Genomic DNA, 19,383 nt, shown 5'->3' with positions numbered 1-19,383 from the left:
TCCGCCGCACGGGGATGGCTGGCGGCCGGCACCCGTGACCCTGACGAGTAACACGATGGCTGATTTACCGATCAATGACCTAAACGTCGAATCCAACGAGACCCTGATCACACCCGATCAGCTCAAGCGCGAAATCCCTTTGAGCGACGCTGCCCTGCAGACCGTCACCAAGGGCCGCGAAGTCATCCGTGACATTCTCGACGGCACCGACCACCGCCTGTTTGTCGTTATCGGGCCTTGCTCGATCCACGACCTCAAGGCTGCCCACGAGTACGCCGAGCGCCTCAAGGTGCTGGCGGCAGAAGTGTCCGACACCTTGTACCTGGTGATGCGCGTCTATTTCGAAAAACCGCGTACCACCGTCGGCTGGAAAGGCTTGATCAACGACCCCTACCTGGATGACTCGTTCAAGATCCAGGACGGCCTGCACATCGGTCGCAAGCTGCTGCTGGACCTGGCTGAAATGGGCCTGCCCACCGCCACCGAAGCGCTGGACCCGATCTCCCCGCAGTACCTGCAGGACCTGATCAGCTGGTCGGCCATCGGCGCACGCACCACCGAATCCCAGACTCATCGTGAAATGGCATCCGGCCTGTCCTCGGCGGTCGGGTTCAAGAACGGCACCGACGGCGGCCTGACCGTGGCGATCAACGCGCTGCAGTCGGTCTCCAGCCCGCACCGTTTCCTGGGGATCAACCAGGAAGGTGGCGTGTCCATCGTCACCACCAAGGGCAACGCCTACGGCCACGTGGTGCTGCGCGGCGGCAACGGCAAGCCCAACTATGATTCGGTCAGCGTTGCGCTGTGCGAGCAGGCACTGAACAAGGCCAAAATCAAGCCGAACATCATGGTCGATTGCAGCCACGCCAACTCCAACAAGGACCCGGCCCTGCAGCCGCTGGTGATGGAAAACGTCGCCAACCAGATCCTGGAAGGCAACCAGTCGATCATCGGCCTGATGGTCGAGAGCCACCTGAACTGGGGCTGCCAGGCGATTCCAAAAGACCTGGCCGACTTGCAGTACGGCGTGTCGATCACCGATGCCTGCATCGACTGGTCCGCCACCGAAAACACCCTGCGCAGCATGCATGCCAAGCTCAAGGACGTATTGCCCAAGCGCAAGCGCACCTGAGTTTTTAATTGCGCACACAAAAACGCCGGGCTGAGCCCGGCGTTTTTTTATTCTGTCATGGGTGCTTACAGCTTCGCGGCATGGCGCTGGTGGCGCTCCATGTAGCGTTCGACGTAGGAGCAGGACGGGATCACCGTGTAGCCTGACTCTTCGGCGAATTTAAGGGCCTCTTCAGTCAATGCCGCTGCGATACCACGACCCCGCAGTGCGTTGGGCACGAAGGTCCGATAGATATCCAGGGTCTGTTTGCCGAGGTCCATGTAGGTCAGATAGGCACGATGACCGTCCACATTGGTCTCGAACTGATGACCAGCCTGGTCATGGTGGATGGACAACGCCTCGCTCATCACTACTCCTCGCGGGTCTTGGATTCTGACCCCTACCTTACCGATGTTTTTCCGGCGAAGGAACATCTACGCCACCCCGTGCCGGTTTCGACAGCGAGAAAACCCTGAGCGCTCACAGCCAGCACGTAGGGAATAGTAGGCACCAATCCTGCGATTGCTCAAGGCGCGCTCGTCATCCCTGCCGCTGGCGGATATAGAAAGGGCTCCCGATCAACCGAGGATCGAAAGCCTGAACATTGCCGGCAGTTGAACCTTGAGACGAACTCGCGCTCTTAAAGTCACCTCTACATGCGCAAAAGATGCTGGCCCAGGTAGAGCCAAGCGGAACGTAAGTGTCGGCGTGGATATATAAGATTTCATCTGCCGGCAGGGCCTGAGGCATGCGGGCCGGCCTTCTCAGGCTGGATCCAATGCGCACCCGATTGAAAAAAATTGGACGGTTTTTATACAAACCTCCAAAAGGTTAGCCAAAAAAGATGCGCTGCAAGAATTTTTTTTACTTCTTGCGCTACGTCAGTTTACTTACTACAAGTAATGGGTAGTATGTACGCCGGCTATTAGCCCACTCTGGGCGAACTAGTCATCTAATAGAAAGTCCTTGAAGGGGAACACGATGAACAACGTTCTGAAATTCTCTGCACTGGCTCTGGCCGCAGTTCTGGCTACCGGTTGCAGCAGCGTCTCCAAAGAAACCGAAGCACGTCTGACTGCAACTGAAGACGCAGCAGCTCGCTCCCAGGCTCGTGCAGACGAAGCCTACCGTAAAGCTGATGAAGCGCTGGCTGCTGCTCAAAAAGCACAACAGACTGCTGACGAAGCTAACGAGCGCGCCCTGCGTATGCTTGAAAAAGCTAGCCGCAAGTAATAATCCTTCGGGGTTGTTATCAAGCCGATCCATTTATGGGTCGGCTTTTTTATTGCCCGCGATTCCTTGTGGGAGCGGGCTTGCCCTAATGCCAGTCAGTTAAGCGCAATCCCCTGTGGGAGCGGGCTTGCTCGCGAAAGCGGTGGGTCAGTCAACATCAATGTTTGCTGTGCCGACGTCTTCGCGAGCAAGCCCGCTCCCACATTTGATCTTCGTTGCTTTAAGCATTGCGTTCGCTTCACTGATCGGCATTAGGGCTTGCCCGCGATAGCGGTGGGCCAGTCAAGATCAATGTTTGCCGGCTGCCGTCTTCGCGGGCAAGCCCGCTCCCACAGGGGATCTGCGCTTAACGCCCACGCGCCTACAGAGGATCCAAGGGCGCGCTTGCGGCTACCGAGGCTGCACCAGGTACGCCGATTTCCGTCGGCAAGCCGTCTTCCGCCGCGACGACGTCACGCACCTGGTCCCAGTTGACCCGCAATTGATTGGCCAGGTCTTCACGCTTGAGCAAGGCGTTGATCACCGCCGTGTGCTTGTCGACCACCGACGGCGTGCCGTCATCGTTCAACGGCGTATGCGCTTCCAGGTAAACCTTGCCGCCGCTGCTGCCGAACTTGTAGGCATCGTTGATGATGCGCACCGATGTGCCCACCGGCACCATGCTGGCCATCTCCAGCACGTTGTTGTTGAACATGCGGAAGCAGCCATGGCTGGTGCGCGTGCCGATGCCGAACTTGGCATTGGAGCCGTGGATCAGGTAACCCGGCGTACCCAGGGTGAACTTGAACGGGCCCAACGGGTTGTCCGGGCCGGCGGGCACCACATTGGGCAGCGGATCGCCGTTGGCGGCGTGCTCGGCCTTGATCGAGGCCGGCGGGGTCCAGGTCGGGTTGGGTGTCTTGGCGATAATGCTGGTGTGGGCGATAGGCGAACCCCAGCCTTCACGACCGATCCCCAACGGGAAGGTGTAGACCACGTTCTGGCCCTTGGGGTAATAGTAGAGCCGGTACTCCGCCAGGTTGATCACGATGCCTTCGCGCGGCCCCGGCGGCAGGATGAAACGCGTCGGCAGCACGATCTCGGTGCCCGCCCCCGGCAGCCAGGCATCCACGCCCGGGTTGGCCGCGACCATCTCCGAATAACCCAGGTCGTAGGTGGTGCCCAGGTCGGCAAAGGTGTCTTCGTACTTGGCCTTGATCACCTGGACCTGGCCGACGATGTCTTCACCCGGTGGTGGCAAGGGCAACTGCAGGGCTGATGCGGAACCGGCCGCACAGAGTGCAGCGAGAGACAGGCAGCAGGTGACGACGGAAAGGCGCGACAACATCCGGGTAATCCTTCGCAGAACGACGGGTAGGTAAAAATCGATTGTATACGTGAAGCGAACCTCTAGCTGCAAGCTTGTCGCCGCCCTAGAGTTCGAAACGCAGCTCCGGCCAGATCGGCGGCGTGCCGCGCTTCTGGGATTCCAGGATGGCCCGGCACAGCGGGCACAGGCGCTGGTCCTGGAAAATCGAACGGTCCACCCGCGACCAACGTGGCTGCGCCGGCAGTAGCGTGCCGCACAGCGTGCGATCGATGGAGCCGCCCAGTTCCAATTGACGCGCCACCAGATGCACCCGCACTTCCTGGCAGGCGAACAGATCCAGCTGCTCGTCCGGCTCGATCAGTTGGTAGTTAAACAGGGACCAGGCAGGACGCGACATCAGGGGCTCCAAATCGGGGGGGCGCCACCTTAGCCGAAAGCCTGCCGGTAGAAAAGCGTCAAAGCAGCGGTTTGAGCGTCGGCCAGACATTTTCCAGCAACTTGCCCTGGGCGCCGACCGCCGGGTGCAGTTGATCGGCCTGCATCATGTCGGGATGCCCGCCCACGCCCTCGAGGAAAAACGGCACCAGCGGGACGTTTTTTTCCTTGGCCAACGCGCCGAAGACTTCGGCAAACGCCGTGGTGTATCGCGGGCCGTAATTGGGCGGCAACTGCATGCCCAACAGCAACACCTTGGCACCGCCGGCCTTGGACTGGTCAATCATCGACGCAAGATTTTGTTTCAATTGCGCAGGGGGCTGCCCGCGCAAGCCGTCATTGCCGCCCAACTCGATGACCACGACGTCCGGCTTATGCTCTGCAAGCGCCGCCGGCAGCCGCGCGAGGCCTCCGGCACTGGTGTCGCCGCTGATGGACGCATTCACCACTTTATCGTCGAAACCTTCCTGCTTGAGCCGTTGCTCCAGCAAGGCGACCCACCCTTTGCGGGTATCCAGGCCGAAACCGGCACTGATACTATCGCCAACGATCAGGACTGTACCCGCCGCTGCGTTCTGGGCCATGCACATCAAGGCCAGGCCAGCACTCAAAAACCACATTCGCATCGGATTCTCCATGGGCGCAAGCATTCTCACCGCGCGGAACCTTAGCAAAGTGGTTCCCAGCGCGGAAGGTGAACTGACTATCCTGCACGAACTGAGCCTGGAACTGAACAAGGGCGATAGCCTGGCTATCGTCGGCAGTTCCGGTTCCGGCAAATCCACCCTGCTGGGCCTGCTGGCCGGACTCGACCTGCCCAGCAGCGGTGAGGTCACCCTCGCCGGCCAGGCCCTGAGCACCCTCGACGAAGACCAACGCGCGCGCATCCGCGCCGAACACGTAGGCTTTGTATTCCAGTCGTTCCAACTGCTCGACAGCCTCAACGCCCTGGAAAACGTGATGTTGCCGCTGGAGCTGGATGGCCGCAAAGACGCCCGCGAGCGTGCCCGGCACCTGCTCGAGCGCGTGGGCCTGGGCCAGCGCCTGACCCACTCGCCGCGCCAACTCTCCGGTGGCGAGCAACAACGGGTGGCGATCGCCCGCGCTTTTGCCGCCGAGCCGGACGTGCTGTTTGCCGATGAACCCACCGGCAACCTCGACAGCCACACCGGCGAGCGCATCAGCGACCTGTTGTTCGAACTCAACAAAGAAAACGGCACGACCCTGGTGCTGGTCACCCACGACGAGCGCCTGGCCCACCGTTGCCGACGCCTGATCCGCCTTGAAGCCGGCCTGATGGTTGCGCCCCTGGAGCCTTGATGGCACGTTTGCCGCTGTTGCGCCTGTTCAGCCTTGCCATGCGCCAATTGCTGCGCGATGCCCGCGCCGGTGAATTGCGCGTATTGTTCTTCGCCCTGCTGGTGGCCGTGGCCGCCAGCACCGCCATCGGTTATTTCGGTGCCCGTCTCAACGGCGCCATGCTGCTGCGCGCGACTGAATTCCTGGGGGCCGACCTGGTGCTCGAAGGCAGCTCGCCGGCCCGGCCCGAGCAAATCCAGTCCGGCGTCGAGCTGGGCCTGGAACACGCACGGGTCGTGGAATTCTCCAGCGTCATCGCCACCGATAACGGCATCCAACTCTCCAGCATCAAGGCGGTGAACGAGCAGTACCCGCTGCGCGGTGAACTGAAAAGCGCAGCCGCTCCCTTTGGCGATGAAACCCCGGGAGGCGGCCCGAAACCCGGCGAAGCCTGGGTGGAAGCGCGGCTGCTGACGGCCCTGGACCTCAAGGTCGGCGACAGCATCGACGTGGGCATGAAAACCCTGCGCCTGGCGCGCGTGCTCACTTATGAGCCGGATCGCGCCGGCAACTTCTACAGCCTCACGCCCAGGGTGATGATCAACCTGGCGGACCTGGAGGCCACCGGCGTGGTCCAGCCAGGCAGCCGCGTCAGCTACCGCGAATTGTGGCGCGGGCCGCAAGGCAGCACGGCGCTGCAAACCTATCGCGATTTGGTCAAGCCGGGGCTCGCGGCCAACCAGCGCCTGCAGGATTCACGGGACGGCAACCAGCAGATCGGCGGCGCCCTGGGCAAGGCCGAGCGCTACCTGAACATGGCCAGCCTGGTGGCGGTGCTGCTGGCCGGCGTGGCTGTGGCGCTGTCGGCCAACCGCTTCGCCACCCGGCGCTTCGACGCCAGCGCATTGCTGCGCTGCCTGGGATTATCGCGACGTGAAGCCATGTTGCTGTTCACGCTGCAACTGACTGTACTGGGGCTGATGGCCAGCCTGGCCGGCGCCGTGCTCGGCTGGCTGGCGCAGTTTGGACTGTTCTACTTCCTTCATGACCTGCTGCCGGCGGACGTTCCACCGGGCGGGCTGTTACCGGCCATCGCCGGGATCGGCACCGGGCTGGTCGCTCTCGCCGGTTTCGCCTTGCCGCCGTTGGCGGCACTGGGGCGCGTGCCGCCGTTGCGGGTGTTGCGCCGCGACATGTTGCCAATCCCTTCCAGCACCTGGATGGTCTATGGCGCGGCTCTGTTCGCCCTGGGCTTGATCATGTGGCGCCTGAGCCTCGACCTGGTGCTGACCTTCGCCCTGCTCGGCGGTGGCGTGGTGGCGGCATTGGTGCTTGGCGGCCTGCTCCTGTTGCTATTGCAAAGCCTGCGCCGCCTGCTGGCCCGCGCCTCCCTGCCCTGGCGCCTGGGCTTGGGCCAACTGCTGCGCCATCCGTTGGCGGCGGCCGGTCAATCCCTGGCGTTTGGCCTGATCCTGTTGTCCATGGGCTTGATCGCGCTGTTGCGTGGCGAGTTGCTCGACACCTGGCAGAACCAGTTGCCCAAGGACGCGCCCAACTACTTCGCCTTGAATATCCTGCCGGCCGACAAAGATGCCTTTGGCGCCCGCCTGCTGGAGCTGCAGGCTCAGTCCGCGCCGCTCTACCCGGTCGTGCCCGGCCGGTTGATCAGCATCAATGGCGAGCCGGTGCAAGAGATCGTCAGCAAGGATTCCAGCGGCGACCGTGCGATCCAACGCGACCTGAGCCTGACCTGGGCCGCCGACCTGCCACCGGGCAATGCCTTGACCGCGGGTTCGTGGTGGACGCAGCAACCCACCGAGGAAATCCCTGGGGTTTCGGTGGAGGCCAAGGTCGCGGAGAGCCTCAAGCTCAAGCTTAACGATCACTTGGTGTTTACCATCGCCGGGGAAAATCGCGAAGCGCGAGTGACCAGCCTGCGGACCATCAACTGGGATAATTTCCAGCCCAACTTCTTCATGATATTCCAGCCGGGCACCTTGCAGGATTTGCCGGCCACCTACCTGACCAGCTTCTACCTGGCGCCTGGGCATGACCAACAAATCGTCGACCTGTCCCGGGCCTTTCCGGCCGTGACCATCCTGCAGGTGGAGGCGCTGCTCGAGCAGTTGCGCAGCATCCTCGCCCAGGTGACCCTGGCGGTGGAATACGTGCTGCTGTTTGTCCTGGCGGCGGGCATGGCGGTGCTGTTCTCGGGCCTGCAAGCGACCCTGGACGAACGTATCCGCCAAGGCGCGCTGCTACGTGCACTGGGCGCCGAACGCAAATTGCTGGTCAAGGCCCGGCGCATCGAGTTCGGCTTGCTCGGCGCCGTCAGCGGGCTATTGGCGGCACTGGGGACAGAACTGGTGACCTTCGTGCTGTACCGCTACGCGTTTGACCTGGCCTGGCATCCCCACTCCTGGCTGTTGCTGCTGCCGGTAATCGGAGCCGTACTGATCGGCGGCGCCGGCGTATTCGGCACCCGCCGCGCCCTCAACGCCAGCCCGCTGACGGTGTTACGCGAAGGCTGACCGCTGCCGGCCCGCAGGCTCCAAAGCGTGCGGGCCAGCTCGGTGGGGTCAGGCGATAAAGATGTTGGCAGTGCCGCCGCCTTCGCAGCCTCGCTGGGGCTCGACAGCTTCCACATTTGACTTCGTCGCATCTGAATACTGTATTTGCAGATACAACCGAAATCCCACCGACAACGCAGATCCCCTGTGGGAGCTGTCGAGCTTTAGCGAGGCTGCGATAGCGGTGGGTCAGGCGAGGAAATGCCAGCAGTGCCGCCGCCTTCGCAGCCTCGCTGGGGCTCGACAGCTCCCACATTTGATCTTCGTCGCGGCTGAACACTGTGTTTACAGATACAACCGAAATCCCACCGACAAAGCAGATCCCCTGTGGGAGCTGTCGAGCTTTAGCGAGGCTGCGAAAGCGGTGGGTCAGGCGAGGAAAATGCCAGCAGTGCCGCCGCCTTCGCAGCCTCGCTGGGGCTCGACAGCTCCCACATTTGATCTTCGTCGCGGCTGAACACTGTGTTTGCAGGCACAACCGAAATCCCGCCGACAAAGCAGATTCCCTGTGGGAGCTGTCGAGCTTTAGCGAGGCTGCGAAAGCGGTGGGTCGGCGATAAAGATGTTGGCAGTGCCGCCGCCTTCGCAGCCTCGCTGGGGCTCGACAGCTCCCACATTTGATCTTCGTCGCGGCTGAATACTGTGTTTGCAGGCACAACCGAAATCCCACCGACAACGCAGATCCCCTGTGGGAGCTGTCGAGCTTTAGCGAGGCTGCGAAAGCGGTGGGTCAGGCGATAAAGATGTTGGCAGTACCGCCGCTTTCACAGAATCATCGGAGCTCAACAACAGCCAATTTATATCAGTGCTTGCCGGGCTTCATTCACTTCACGTACTCGATCCCGGTGATCCACCAGCACACTTCGCCACTCGGGGTCTGTACGATGGCCTCGTCGTCCACTTCCTTGCGCAGTAGCGCACGGGCCATGGGGGAGTCGATGGAAATGTAGTCCATGCGCTCGTAAATCTCGTCATAACCGACGATGCGAAAGCGCTTGGTCTCGCCCTGCTCGTTTTCGATGTCCACCCAGGCGCCGAAAAACACTTTACCCTCTTGCTCGGGCATGTACTCCACCACGCGCATGTCTTCCAGGCGCTTGCGCAGGTAGCGCACGCGACGGTCGATCTCGCGCAGCAATTTCTTGTTGTACTGATAGTCGGCGTTTTCGCTGCGGTCCCCCAGCGAGGCCGCCCACGTTACTTTGCGCGTGGTGTCCGGGCGCTTTTCGCGCCACAGATAATCCAGCTCTTTCTTCAGCGCTTCATGACCTTCTTTGGTAATCAGCTTGGTACTCAAACGCTTGCATCCCCAGGCAATGTCCATAGGTGCCGATACGCCTGGACTTGAAGCCCTGGCATCGGCCGGCTGGGGTTGATGATAAATGAACCGGCGAAAGTAGCCAGGCCAGTCTAGCTGTCCAGCACGCGATCCAGTTCCAGCAGCATGCCTCGCAGACTCTGCCGCAGCCCTGCCACCTGCGAAGTCATCACCTTCAAGGCTTCGGTCCTCTGGCTGACCGCAAGCGACTGATCATGTAATTGAGTGGTGCGTTGCTCCAATTCTCGAACCCTCTCATCCAACTGGCTTTGCCCCTGCTCAAGTTGCGCCTGCCATTGCCCAAGTGTCGCCTCCCGCTCGTTTGCCGCGAGTTTTTGCTGGGTCAGCTCCTGGGCGACACGGGCAAGGTTGGTCAACGTGCTGTCCACCTCAAACAACGTGCTGTCGTTACCCGGGACCGGGAGTTTCGGTTGCGCCGGTACAAGGGGGTCCCGTGGCATAGCCGGTGCGGCCTGCGCCATCATCACGGGAGCTTCGACGACCGCTTGCAGCGGTTCCTCACCAGGGTCTTCATGCATCGGCAGCCTGGTAGGCTCGGTTGGGCTCGACCCCTTGGGTGGGGAGGTCATCTGCGACGAAAAACGAATGGACGGTACGATCAATGATGCGCTCTCGATCGCCGGCAGCGTCGAGGCAGACATGCCCAGGGTGATCACTTTCATCACCAAGGCTTTCTTGATGATCACCGAGTGATGATCCTCAGGCCTGGCAGGCGGCAACTTGCACCCTTTCAAATCGATAAAATGATAGGGCATCTGGGTCTCGATAACGCCGCCCGCCTTGGTTCCCGAAGCGGCCAACGTCAGTATTTGCTTGAAGACATCCAACGCCAGCTGCAAGTCTTCCCTGGATTCAACTCCACTCAGGAAATACCGGTCAAGTTTCTTACGCAAGGCGGCGATATATACCCTTGAACTTCCCGGCTCTACCTCTTCATCCAAACTATAAACAAGAAAGTTGGAGGCCGCCTGACCTACAGCAAACCCACAGAGCAGTGCACCGTTAACCGGAGCATCTTGACCGTCGCGTTCAAGAACAAGGGTACGTAGCAGCATCATGGCATTCAGGCCTCTTATACAGAGCAGAAAGTTTACATAAACAACAAGTAAACACTGATAATTTTGTCATTTCAAAACACAACGCATTGTTTCAGCGGCGCTCCTGACCTGCACGTAGGACTTCTCTTATTAAGCGTTATCGTCGTTCCCAAAAACCCCTATTACCCGTACCCTTTTTTCACGCCCCCTACGTCATGCCAAACTTATTCGGTAAAAAAATGATCGAAATAAGCAATCTGACAAAACACACGGGTAACACAACTATAATCAGCGACTTATCGTTCAAAGCCAATCCACTGGAATGTTTGGGATTATTCGGGCAAGACCCTATAGCTAAAACAGTGCTGCTAGATGTAATAGCGGGTTCGACGCAGCCTTCCAGCGGTCATATAACTATTCAAGGTTTCAATACACAAACCCATGCGCTGCAAGCGAGAAGGCTCGTCGGCTATCAACCGTCCAACGACCTCGGCCATCCAACGATGTCCGTCAAAGCATTCCTTGGCTTCATCGCTACCCTTCGCGGCTTCCACGGCGCCGAAAAGCGCGCACGGCTGGAACAGGTTATTGCACGGCTGGAGTTATTTGCGGTGCTCAATGCGCCCCTCGATGCGCTCTGCATCGGTTGGAAACGCAAAGTCGCCATTGCCCAGGCCGTCCTGCACGGCCCTGCCCTGCTACTGCTGGATGAACCAACCGAGGGGCTCGCGCCGGATCAGAAACATACCTTCAGGGCACTTATCCACTCGTTGACACAAGAGATGACAGTGATCATCGCCTCTCGTCACTGCGATGAATTGTCCAAGTTGTGCACGCGCGCATTGGTCATGGCGGGCGGTCGATTGGTTGCCGATACCCCACTGCCTGATCTACAGCGCGACTCGCGTCACTTCCAGGCAGTCACCCTGACCGCGGATAACCCGCTCGACCTGCTGGCATTGGCCGTTCTGCCAGGCGTGGCAGGCATCGAGGAGCATCGTCACGCGCCCGGTACCGTGACCGTACTCGCGATGCCGGGCCGCACCATCTATCCCCATATCAACATGTTGATTGCCAGTCGTCGCTGGAAGATCAACTCGATGCACCTGGAGCCAGGTCGCCTGAATGATGTGGTCCACCATCTGAGCGAGGAGGCGTCGCTTTGAAATTAATGCCCATCATTCTAAAGCGTCAACTCGCCAGCTATGCCTGCGCCCCCAGTACGTACCTGAGCATGGCAGTCTTCCTGATTCTGTCAGTGGCGCTGGGAAGGTACATAAGCCCTTGGCCGGAACAGAACAGCAGCGACTTGCAGGTATTTTTTCAATTTCATCCCTGGCTTTATTTACTGCTGATACCTGCCCTGGCAATGCACCTGTGGTCGGATGAAGCCAATGCGGGATTTTTCGGCCTGATGAAAACCATGCCCATCACAACCTCTGAATGGGTCGTCGGAAAATTCCTCGCCGCCTGGCTCGTAGCAGGCACAGCCCTAATTCTGATGTTTCCTCTGGTCATTGCTGCCAACTACCTGGGCCGGGCAGACAACCACGTTATCGCCTCGCAATTTCTGGCAAGTTGGCTGCTGGCGGGCAGCTACCTGTCTGTCGGTTGTTTCGTTTGTATTTTTGTACGGCAACGTACTGTCATTTTCCTACTGACCCTGGGCTTATTGCTGACAGCCAGCGGACTTTCGACTGTATTGGATGCACTGGAGCACCAAGCACCTATCGGGTTGATAGACAGCTTGGCGTCACTCAGCCCGACTGTTCGATTCAGTTGTATCGATGATGGAAAACTCACACTTCATGACACGCTTTACTTCATCAGCATGATCCTCGCCTTTCTCGCTGCGACGACCGTCACACTCAACTACAAACACAGCTGAGAAGGGAACCCTTGATGCGGTCCATTCTGCGCACCGGCATGACGCTCGTCGTCATCTTATTGTTATTCCTGGCATTCAATCTGGTATGGATAGGTAAGATTCCGGCTATACGGTGGGATGTTTCTCAACAAAAAATTCACACATTGTCGTCTCCGGCACAGCATCTGGTTGCAATACTGGAAGGTCCGGTGGATTTGTATTACTTCAACTCAAACAACGCGCCGAAAAAGAACTACGCAGTGCAACGCTACAGCAGACATATTGAAGACTTGCTCAAGGAATACGAAAAAGCCGCCAATGGCAGGATCAACCTGCACCTTATCGATCCTGCACCTTTTTCGGAGGATGCCTACAAAGCCCGGCTATCCGGGCTTGACGACAGCGGTGGGTTCCTCGGCCTTATCGGCACCCGCGCCGGTCACGGTGTGCGACGTATCGGCTCCTTCAGTCTCGACCGAGAGCCCCTGCTTGAATATGAAATCAGCCACCTGCTCTATAAATTGCAGCACCCGGAGCGCCCGGTCGTTGCGTTGCTGTCGGGCCTGGCGATGGGCGACTCCGCAAGCCGTTTGCTGCAGGAGCTGCGGCGCGAGTTCGATCTGGTCAATCTGGAACCGACGGTCGCGCAGGTTCCCGAGCACCTTCAGACGCTGCTGGTGGTGCACCCGCAGGCGCTGTCTGAGCAAACCCTGTATGGAATCGAACAATTTGTATTGAGGGGCGGCAGATTGATGATGTTTATCGACCCCTTGAGCGAGCAACGCTCAAACGCCGGCCCAGCGAACATCCGATTGGACGACTTGCTCGCCGCCTGGGGTGTCCGGATGCCGGCGGACAAACTGGTGGCGGACGCCCTCTACACACCTTGGGAGACGCCAGGCAAAGCCAATCAGGTGCGATTGAACCTGCCGAGGTCGTCTATGAACGCGAACGATATCAGCACCTGGAACCTCAACAGGGTAACGGTTTCAAGCAGCGGTGCCCTCTCCCGGCTGAATAAAAGCCGCACCACCTTCATCCCGCTCCTGCAAAGTTCCGAGCAATCCGTCCTGCTCGATGCCAGTAGCTTCACTGACGCCACCACGCTCGATTCATTGATTGAACAGGCAGCGAACCAGGAGCGACCTCATGTGATCGCAGCACGTATTGAGGGCCCGAGCTATTCGGTGTTTCCCGATGGTATCAAAGGGCAACCACCCGGATTGCAGAAAGCCGCACAGATTCATGTGGTGATCGTGGCTGACACGGACATGCTCACGGACAAAACCAGCAACTCGGCGCCAGACGGCAACGCGCTGTTTGTCTTGAACACATTGGACAACCTGGCAGCCCCCGACGCACTCGCGGCCATTCGCCCTCGCGTAGCACCGCAAAGTGCGCCCACGGTGCTGGAGAGCATGCGCGACGCTGCGAAACAGGCCTATCGCGCCAAGGCCAGCGAACTGCAACGGCGCCTGCAACGCACCGAACAGGAATGGCAACGGTTGAGCCCGTGGACAACGTCTCTCGGCACCCAGGCCGTGGACACCACGACCCGCTTGCAAGCACTCAACAAGGAACGCTTGCGCTTGCCCATGGAACTGCATGCCTTGGAGCGCGAAGCCTATGCGCAGGTGCGTCGCCTGGAAATGGCGCTAGAGTGGGTGGTGACGTTTGCGCTACCGCTGACGTTATGTCTGATCGCCTGGATCGTCTTCCTGGGCCATCGTCGCCGGCTGCACGCTGCCCGCATGATTCGCTGAACGCTCAACGACGGGCAATCAGCCCTTGTCGGGCAATGCGGGTCAATTGCCGGATGACCTCCTCGGCGTCGCCGGCACTGGGCGCCTGGATCACCGCGAGGTCAAAACTGTTGCTGGCAAAACGCGCAAGGGAATCGCCATCTTCGACAAACTGGATCAGGAACGCGGAAGGCCGGCCAGTACGCCGCGGCCAGCCATCCAGGTAACGCAACAGCGTCGGCTGGTGCTTGCCGCCCAAGAGAATCCTGGGATTGCGTTGAGTGAGGTCCGCAGTGATCGGGGCCAGGCGTATCAGGGGGCGTAGTGCATTCATCGTGTCGTGTCTCTGCCTCAAAAGTCTGCGGGCAGGTGAGAGGCAACACCGAACCAGCGCTTTAGCGGAATTTCGAAGCATGGAGCATGCTTCTGTCGGGACCGATAACGATCACCCATGGCGCCCCGCAATTAGCTGTTTAAATCGGCGCATGAGCGGCATCCTAGAGAAGCCTGTGGGGCGGTGTCAAGAATCCCGAGCAACGAAAAGGCCCGCGCAAGGCGGGCCGATTCAGGGTGTGGCAGCGCGTCAGTGGGCGATGGCGCGGTCGGCGGACAGTTTGCCGGCACCTTCCAGCAGCACTGCGAGCGAGCCACCGAGCAAGGCCAGGGCGAACTCATAACCGTTGTTGGCCATGAACAGACCGTTATGGATGTGCACCGAGAAGATTGCCACCAGCGACAGGATCGTCAGGCCCAATGCCGCAGGGCGAACCAGCAGGCCAATGATCAAGGCCAGGCCGGCGAAGAACTCGGTACCGCCCGACAGCAGCGCCATCAGGGTACCCGGCGCCAGGCCGATGCTTTCCATCCATTGGGCAGTGCCCGCCAGGCCATAGCCGCCAAACCAGCCGAAGAGTTTCTGCGAACCGTGAGCGGCGAAAATGATGCCGACCACGATGCGCAGAATGGTCAGGCCATAACCGGCACGGGTGGACAGGACGCGTTTGATCAGTGGGCTCATGAAGATAATCCTTTTCAAAACAGGGGTTGGTTGGCCGCTATATTAATCGGATTAAACAATGATAAAAGCCGAAAAAATGCCTTGTTAATATCGATTAAATCGATTACTTAGCCAAAGCAATTTTCGTCGCCGGCGGCTCCAGGGACTGGCGCTCCCGATCGAACGCCAAATAGTACTTGTTGACACTGTTCACATAGCTGACGCCACCCATGCCAACCTGCTCCATGGCGATGCGTTCAACCTGGAAAAACCACTGGTTGGGGTTCAGCCCCCGACGCTTGGCTTCGGTGCGCATGCCTTGCACCCGCTCCGGCCCCATGTTGTAGGCCGCCAGCACAAACGCCATGCGCTCGCGCTCGTTGAGCTTGGGGCTGGCGAAGAACTTGCGACGGATCAGTGCCAGGTAGCGCGCCCCTGCTTGCACATTGCTGTCGAGGTTTTCGATATTGTTGACACCCACACGCTGCGCTGCCGAGGGGGTGATCTGCATCAGGCCGGTTGGCCCCCCGCTACTGCGCGCCCCCGGATCAAGCGCCGACTCCTTGAACGCCAGTGCCGCGAGGTTCAACCAGTCCATGCCCTGCTCGCGGGCGTGCTTTTGCAACACCGGACGCAGTTTTTCCAGGCGCTGGCGATCAATGCGTGCCAGTGGGTTGCGCACTTGGTACAGGCGACGGTAGATACGCTGGAACGCCACATCCTGGTCGGAAGGGGTTCGATAGGTCTGGAGGAAGCGATCAATGCTGGCCCTCAGCATCGAGGCATCCTGGCGCACGAACCAATACTCGTCGCCCGGTTCGCTGATCACCACCTGTTTATCGAAGCGCAACTTGGGCAGGATTTTCGACCAGCGCTCGGCAATCGGCTTTTCGACAATGGTCAGGTGGTAAATACCGGCCTGGACCATCTCCAGCACGTCTTCCACGGCCAGGGTCGGGTCCACCCATTCCACCTTGATCGGTGGCTGCTTGTGCAGCGCCAGTTTCTGGTTGACCTGGCTGATGGCATCCGCCGCCGCGCTGCCAGTGGTCAACGCCAGGGTGCGTCCGGACAGTTGCTCCAACTTGGTAAACCGCCGCTCGCCCTTCACGCCCACCAGCCACAGCGGCACGCCGCTGGCAATCGGGTCGCTGGCGCTGATCTTGTGCGCGGCCTTCACATCGAGCAGTTCACCGGGCGCCACCAGGTCGCCTTCGCCACGGGCCAGCGCGCCGAGCAATTGGTCCTTGGCCTTGGGAATGATCTTGAGGTTGATGTCCCGCCCATCGCGGGCATGGCTATTGAGGTACTGCTCGAAGGCGCGCAGGCGGTGGTACTCGACGCCGATGGCCTGGCCCTGGACTTCGCCGGAACTGTTGCGGCTCTGGTTGACCAACACACGCAAGGTGCGGCTGGCGCGAATCTCAGCCAAGTCGCGGACCTTGCCGGGCTTGGTCACTTCCAGCGGCCCGTCCAGACGCGCCACCGCAGCCATGGGCAGCAGTAACGTCAGGCACAACATAAGCAACGCCGAGGGTCGGATCATCCGCTCTCCGGAAAGAATACTGGCCAGCGCCGTCGCGAAAAACGAGGCGGTGGACGTCAGAAACAGAGCGCTTTATGCGCAGGCTTTGCGCGCAACGGTGGCACAGGGCAAGGAGTTCGGCCAACCACAATGTCACTTGCGACGTTCAAAGACAGCTATAACTCATTGTAGTTCTTCGTTTTTCTTATAAATCTACAGCTCTGATATGCTTTCCGGCCGCAGGCGGAGATAGCACCATGCAACTCATTGATATCGGCGTCAACCTGACCAACCCCAGTTTCGACGAAAAGCACCAGGCCGTGCTCGACCGTGCCTATGCTGCCGGCGTGCAACAATTGGTGCTCACCGGCACCAGCGTCGAGGGCAGCGAACAGGCCCTGGAGCTGTGCGTAAAACTGGATGAAAGCGGCCAGCGCCTGTTCAGCACCGCCGGCATCCACCCTCACTCCGCCAGCGATTGGAACGGCGACAGCGCCCAGCGCTTGCGCAGTCTGCTCAACGAGAGCCGCGTACGCGCAGTCGGCGAATGCGGGCTGGATTTCAATCGGGATTTTTCACCGCGCCCGCAGCAGGAAAAAGTCCTGGAGCAACACTTGGCCCTGGCCGTCGAGCTGAAACTGCCGGTGTTCCTCCATGAGCGTGACGCCAACGAACGCCTGCTGGACATTCTCAAGGACTACCGTGACCACCTCACCGCCGCCGTGGTGCACTGCTTCACCGGCGAACAAACCGCGCTGTTCAGTTACCTTGACCTCGACCTGCATATCGGCATCACCGGCTGGATCTGCGATGAACGCCGTGGGACACACCTGCACCCACTGGTCAGGGAAATTCCCCGCGGCCGCCTGATGCTGGAAAGCGACGCGCCTTACCTGCTGCCGCGCACCCTGCGTCCCAAGCCGAAAAATGGTCGCAACGAACCCGCTTATCTGGCGCAAGTACTGCGCGAAGTCGCCCTGCATCGCAACGAAAGCGTGGAAGACCTGGCCAGCCACAGTACGGCCTGCGCCCGCGCGTTTTTTGGGTTGCCCGTGGTGGATTAATGCGGCGTATTGACCCATGTCAAAACCGGTTTTATCGATAGCGGCACAATAATGGCACCTTGCCAATGCTGTTTCCGCTATCAGAGAAAACCTTCCATGGGTGCCTGGCTTAGCAATATCTCGCTGAAGTACAAATTCTGGGCCGTCAACGCGGTCGCTTTCATCACCACCCTGCTGCTGGTGCTCTATGCGGTGCAGCTTGAACAACAGGCGCGCAGCGATGCATCCCGGACCTCGGCCCAGGCGCAAGCCCATTTGCTCGGCGCATGGCCGGCCGGCGAAGCACTGCCCAAGGGCGAGCACTGGCTGACGTTCAAGCGCGGCCAAGTCCCACAGTTGGCTGAACAGGATCTGTCAGTCCTGGGCAGCACCCTCGGTTGGGTCGAACTCAACCACATGCCGGTGTTCGGCGAAAACCCGCTGATGGGCGCTGAAGTCATCGCCCGCACTGACGGCCAGTACGTCGCCGTCCTTGCCTATGCGCCAAGCCTGAGCCAAGTGTTCGGCGAACGCTTCGCCAACTACGCCGTGGCGGTATTGATCCTGATGCTGGCGATGCTGGGGGCCTCGCAACTGCTGATCCGCTTCCTGCTCAGCCAGCTCAACACCCTTAAGGACGTGATGCTGCACGTGGAGAAAACCGGCGATCTGTCGGCGCGCGTGCCATTGGCCTGCAAAGATGAAGTCGGCCAGATGGCCAGCGCCTTCAATGCCATGCAAGCCGGCTACCAGCGCGTGGTCAACACGGTTGCGCGCACCGCCAAGCAACTCGATGAAGGCGCCGCGCGACTGGCCAGCAGCATGAACGAGGTGCGGCACGGCATGCTCGGCCAACAAAGCGAAACCGACCAGGCCGCCACCGCCATCAACGAGATGACCGCCACCGTCCATCACATCGCGCAGCACGCCGGCGCCACCCGCGACCTGTCGCAGACCGCCGACACCCTCGCCGGCAGCGGCCAGAAAGTGGTCAGCCGTGTACAGCGGTCAATTGCAGGCCTGTCCACCGGCGTACAACAAACCGCGGAAATGATCCAGAAACTCGCCGAAGACAGCCAGAAAATCAACGGCGTGGTCAGCGTGATTCACAGCATCGCCGAGCAGACCAACCTGCTCGCCCTCAACGCCGCCATCGAAGCTGCCCGCGCCGGCGAAATGGGCCGTGGCTTTGCCGTGGTCGCGGACGAGGTGCGCAACCTGGCCAAGCGCGTGCAAAGCTCCACCGACGAAATCACCCGCATGGTCTCGGCGCTGCAAGCCGGCACCCGCGACGCGGTGGACTTCATGCAGGAAAGCTCGTTCAAGGCTGACGACTGCGTACAGCAGGCCCAGGAGGCCGGCGCAGCACTCATCGAAATCACCGGCGCCGTGGCGCAGATGCGCGAAAGCAACACCCAGATCGCCGTCGCCGCCGAACAACAAAGCCACGTCGCCGAAGAGATGAACCGCGCGGTGGTGAGCATTCGCGACGTCACCGAGAACACCGTGCAGCAGACCGTGGACTCGGCGACCACCAGCAACGAACTGGCCACCCTGGCCGGGGAACTGAGCAAGGCGATTGGGCAGTTGAAGCTGTAGGACTGTTCAACCTGTAATCCTTTGCCTACTGCAACCCCTCGGTTTACCCGAGGTTTTGGCGAAACGTCCTAGACATTCCGGCGAATAACGCCGACTTATTTTCCCCGCCAACCTCTCCAAAGTCTCTCGCCTGATCAATCAGCGCGAGGGACCGCCGATGCACTTCTCTATCAATGCCCCGCTCGATGGGGCTGCCTCTTGATTCCGGTTATCGGCAAGTTCGTCCTATCCCCCATGGACGCCAAGAAGCCGGACGTCGGCAGTGTTTTCCGTGACT

Annotated in this window: 18 protein-coding genes; 9 read left to right on the top strand and 9 right to left on the bottom strand. The window is 60.1% G+C overall.

From position 1 onward, the window contains the following. Positions 1-55 precede the first annotated feature (55 nt). Positions 56-1,132 (top strand): 3-deoxy-7-phosphoheptulonate synthase, encoded by a 1,077-nt coding sequence (locus H0Z09_RS19640; RefSeq protein ID WP_053130701.1) that lies wholly within the window; start codon positions 56-58, stop codon positions 1,130-1,132. Positions 1,133-1,197: 65 nt separating this feature from the next. On the opposite strand, the gene H0Z09_RS19635 is transcribed toward H0Z09_RS19640, so the two are convergent. After that, positions 1,198-1,479 (bottom strand): GNAT family N-acetyltransferase, encoded by a 282-nt coding sequence (locus H0Z09_RS19635; protein WP_003233387.1) that lies wholly within the window; start codon positions 1,477-1,479, stop codon positions 1,198-1,200. Between the two features lie 613 nt (positions 1,480-2,092). Here H0Z09_RS19635 and oprI point away from each other — a divergent pair. Beyond that, a complete protein-coding gene (oprI, locus tag H0Z09_RS19630) occupies positions 2,093-2,344 on the top strand; it encodes an outer membrane lipoprotei OprI (RefSeq protein ID WP_003172710.1) in 252 nt (83 codons plus the stop codon). Between the two features lie 361 nt (positions 2,345-2,705). On the opposite strand, the gene H0Z09_RS19625 is transcribed toward oprI, so the two are convergent. The 3 genes from H0Z09_RS19625 to H0Z09_RS19615 all read right to left on the bottom strand — a co-directional run bounded on the left by H0Z09_RS19625 (position 2,706) and on the right by H0Z09_RS19615 (position 4,714). Beyond that, a complete protein-coding gene (locus H0Z09_RS19625) occupies positions 2,706-3,671 on the bottom strand; it encodes a L,D-transpeptidase family protein (RefSeq protein WP_076950405.1) in 966 nt (321 codons plus the stop codon). A gap of 85 nt (positions 3,672-3,756) precedes the next feature. Then, positions 3,757-4,050 carry a hypothetical protein gene (locus H0Z09_RS19620; protein ID WP_010211879.1) on the bottom strand — a complete coding sequence of 98 codons (294 nt, stop codon included), beginning with the start codon at positions 4,048-4,050 and terminating at the stop codon, positions 3,757-3,759. A 58-nt stretch (positions 4,051-4,108) separates the two neighbouring features. Next, positions 4,109-4,714 (bottom strand): arylesterase, encoded by a 606-nt coding sequence (locus H0Z09_RS19615; protein ID WP_186692726.1) that lies wholly within the window; start codon positions 4,712-4,714, stop codon positions 4,109-4,111. Positions 4,715-4,724: 10 nt separating this feature from the next. On the opposite strand from H0Z09_RS19615, the gene H0Z09_RS19610 reads away from it, so the two are divergent. Both H0Z09_RS19610 and H0Z09_RS19605 read left to right on the top strand, forming a co-directional pair. After that, complete coding sequence (locus H0Z09_RS19610) at positions 4,725-5,408, top strand: ABC transporter ATP-binding protein (RefSeq protein WP_065869920.1); 684 nt, start codon at positions 4,725-4,727, stop codon at positions 5,406-5,408. Beyond that, a complete protein-coding gene (locus tag H0Z09_RS19605) occupies positions 5,408-7,918 on the top strand; it encodes an ABC transporter permease (protein WP_186692723.1) in 2,511 nt (836 codons plus the stop codon). Before H0Z09_RS19610 ends, H0Z09_RS19605 begins: the two co-directional genes overlap by 1 nt. An 862-nt stretch (positions 7,919-8,780) precedes the next feature. Here H0Z09_RS19605 and greB read toward each other — a convergent pair. After that, complete coding sequence (greB, locus tag H0Z09_RS19600) at positions 8,781-9,254, bottom strand: transcription elongation factor GreB (protein ID WP_076950513.1); 474 nt, start codon at positions 9,252-9,254, stop codon at positions 8,781-8,783. 113 nt (positions 9,255-9,367) lie between these two features. Next, positions 9,368-10,354: a hypothetical protein gene (locus H0Z09_RS19595; RefSeq protein WP_186692721.1), complete on the bottom strand. Its 987-nt coding sequence runs from the start codon at positions 10,352-10,354 to the stop codon at positions 9,368-9,370. A 218-nt stretch (positions 10,355-10,572) separates the two neighbouring features. Here H0Z09_RS19595 and H0Z09_RS19590 point away from each other — a divergent pair, with 218 nt between their 5' ends. The 3 genes from H0Z09_RS19590 to H0Z09_RS19580 are packed head-to-tail and all read left to right on the top strand — an operon-like array spanning position 10,573 to position 13,963. Continuing rightward, entirely contained in the window at positions 10,573-11,499 is a 927-nt protein-coding gene (locus H0Z09_RS19590) for an ABC transporter ATP-binding protein (RefSeq protein WP_186692719.1), read from the top strand. Beyond that, the gene (locus H0Z09_RS19585; protein ID WP_186692717.1) at positions 11,496-12,221 is read left to right on the top strand and encodes an ABC transporter permease; all 726 of its coding nucleotides are present in this window, start codon (positions 11,496-11,498) and stop codon (positions 12,219-12,221) included. The genes H0Z09_RS19590 and H0Z09_RS19585 overlap by 4 nt, the downstream gene beginning before the upstream one ends. Before the next feature lie 14 nt (positions 12,222-12,235). Further along, positions 12,236-13,963 (top strand): Gldg family protein, encoded by a 1,728-nt coding sequence (locus H0Z09_RS19580; protein WP_186692715.1) that lies wholly within the window; start codon positions 12,236-12,238, stop codon positions 13,961-13,963. Positions 13,964-13,967: 4 nt separating this feature from the next. Here H0Z09_RS19580 and H0Z09_RS19575 read toward each other — a convergent pair whose 3' ends face one another. The 3 genes from H0Z09_RS19575 to H0Z09_RS19565 all read right to left on the bottom strand — a co-directional run bounded on the left by H0Z09_RS19575 (position 13,968) and on the right by H0Z09_RS19565 (position 16,485). Continuing rightward, on the bottom strand, positions 13,968-14,276 hold the full coding sequence (locus H0Z09_RS19575; protein WP_186692713.1) for a class I SAM-dependent methyltransferase: 309 nt from the start codon (positions 14,274-14,276) through the stop codon (positions 13,968-13,970). 249 nt (positions 14,277-14,525) lie between these two features. Continuing rightward, positions 14,526-14,960: a DoxX family protein gene (locus H0Z09_RS19570; RefSeq protein ID WP_186692710.1), complete on the bottom strand. Its 435-nt coding sequence runs from the start codon at positions 14,958-14,960 to the stop codon at positions 14,526-14,528. A 103-nt stretch (positions 14,961-15,063) separates the two neighbouring features. Continuing rightward, entirely contained in the window at positions 15,064-16,485 is a 1,422-nt protein-coding gene (locus tag H0Z09_RS19565) for a transglycosylase SLT domain-containing protein (RefSeq protein WP_186692708.1), read from the bottom strand. Positions 16,486-16,721: 236 nt separating this feature from the next. Here H0Z09_RS19565 and H0Z09_RS19560 point away from each other — a divergent pair, with 236 nt between their 5' ends. Both H0Z09_RS19560 and H0Z09_RS19555 read left to right on the top strand, forming a co-directional pair. Beyond that, positions 16,722-17,528: a TatD family hydrolase gene (locus H0Z09_RS19560; protein ID WP_186692700.1), complete on the top strand. Its 807-nt coding sequence runs from the start codon at positions 16,722-16,724 to the stop codon at positions 17,526-17,528. A 96-nt stretch (positions 17,529-17,624) separates the two neighbouring features. Beyond that, positions 17,625-19,106, top strand: a complete 1,482-nt coding sequence (locus H0Z09_RS19555; protein WP_186692698.1) for a methyl-accepting chemotaxis protein — start codon at positions 17,625-17,627, stop codon at positions 19,104-19,106. Positions 19,107-19,383 lie beyond the last annotated feature (277 nt).

This window comes from Pseudomonas sp. SWRI18, from assembly GCF_014268345.1.
GTDB classification, from domain to species: Bacteria; Pseudomonadota; Gammaproteobacteria; order Pseudomonadales; family Pseudomonadaceae; genus Aquipseudomonas; species Aquipseudomonas cedrina.
The sequence above is the reverse complement of the archived record's forward strand: the minus strand, read 5'-3'. Positions and strand labels throughout refer to the sequence as shown.

What these genes read in the sequence shown, in the direction of transcription:
- H0Z09_RS19640 (WP_053130701.1), top strand. Translation starts at nt 56, where the DNA reads ATGGCTGATTTACCGATCAATGACCTAAACGTCGAATCCAACGAGACC.
- H0Z09_RS19635 (WP_003233387.1), bottom strand. Translation starts at nt 1,479, where the DNA reads ATGAGCGAGGCGTTGTCCATCCACCATGACCAGGCTGGTCATCAGTTC.
- oprI (WP_003172710.1), top strand. Translation starts at nt 2,093, where the DNA reads ATGAACAACGTTCTGAAATTCTCTGCACTGGCTCTGGCCGCAGTTCTG.
- H0Z09_RS19625 (WP_076950405.1), bottom strand. Translation starts at nt 3,671, where the DNA reads ATGTTGTCGCGCCTTTCCGTCGTCACCTGCTGCCTGTCTCTCGCTGCA.
- H0Z09_RS19620 (WP_010211879.1), bottom strand. Translation starts at nt 4,050, where the DNA reads ATGTCGCGTCCTGCCTGGTCCCTGTTTAACTACCAACTGATCGAGCCG.
- H0Z09_RS19615 (WP_186692726.1), bottom strand. Translation starts at nt 4,714, where the DNA reads ATGCGAATGTGGTTTTTGAGTGCTGGCCTGGCCTTGATGTGCATGGCC.
- H0Z09_RS19610 (WP_065869920.1), top strand. Translation starts at nt 4,725, where the DNA reads ATGGGCGCAAGCATTCTCACCGCGCGGAACCTTAGCAAAGTGGTTCCC.
- H0Z09_RS19605 (WP_186692723.1), top strand. Translation starts at nt 5,408, where the DNA reads ATGGCACGTTTGCCGCTGTTGCGCCTGTTCAGCCTTGCCATGCGCCAA.
- H0Z09_RS19595 (WP_186692721.1), bottom strand. Translation starts at nt 10,354, where the DNA reads ATGATGCTGCTACGTACCCTTGTTCTTGAACGCGACGGTCAAGATGCT.
- H0Z09_RS19590 (WP_186692719.1), top strand. Translation starts at nt 10,573, where the DNA reads ATGATCGAAATAAGCAATCTGACAAAACACACGGGTAACACAACTATA.
- H0Z09_RS19580 (WP_186692715.1), top strand. Translation starts at nt 12,236, where the DNA reads ATGCGGTCCATTCTGCGCACCGGCATGACGCTCGTCGTCATCTTATTG.
- H0Z09_RS19575 (WP_186692713.1), bottom strand. Translation starts at nt 14,276, where the DNA reads ATGAATGCACTACGCCCCCTGATACGCCTGGCCCCGATCACTGCGGAC.
- H0Z09_RS19570 (WP_186692710.1), bottom strand. Translation starts at nt 14,960, where the DNA reads ATGAGCCCACTGATCAAACGCGTCCTGTCCACCCGTGCCGGTTATGGC.
- H0Z09_RS19565 (WP_186692708.1), bottom strand. Translation starts at nt 16,485, where the DNA reads ATGATCCGACCCTCGGCGTTGCTTATGTTGTGCCTGACGTTACTGCTG.
- H0Z09_RS19560 (WP_186692700.1), top strand. Translation starts at nt 16,722, where the DNA reads ATGCAACTCATTGATATCGGCGTCAACCTGACCAACCCCAGTTTCGAC.
- H0Z09_RS19555 (WP_186692698.1), top strand. Translation starts at nt 17,625, where the DNA reads ATGGGTGCCTGGCTTAGCAATATCTCGCTGAAGTACAAATTCTGGGCC.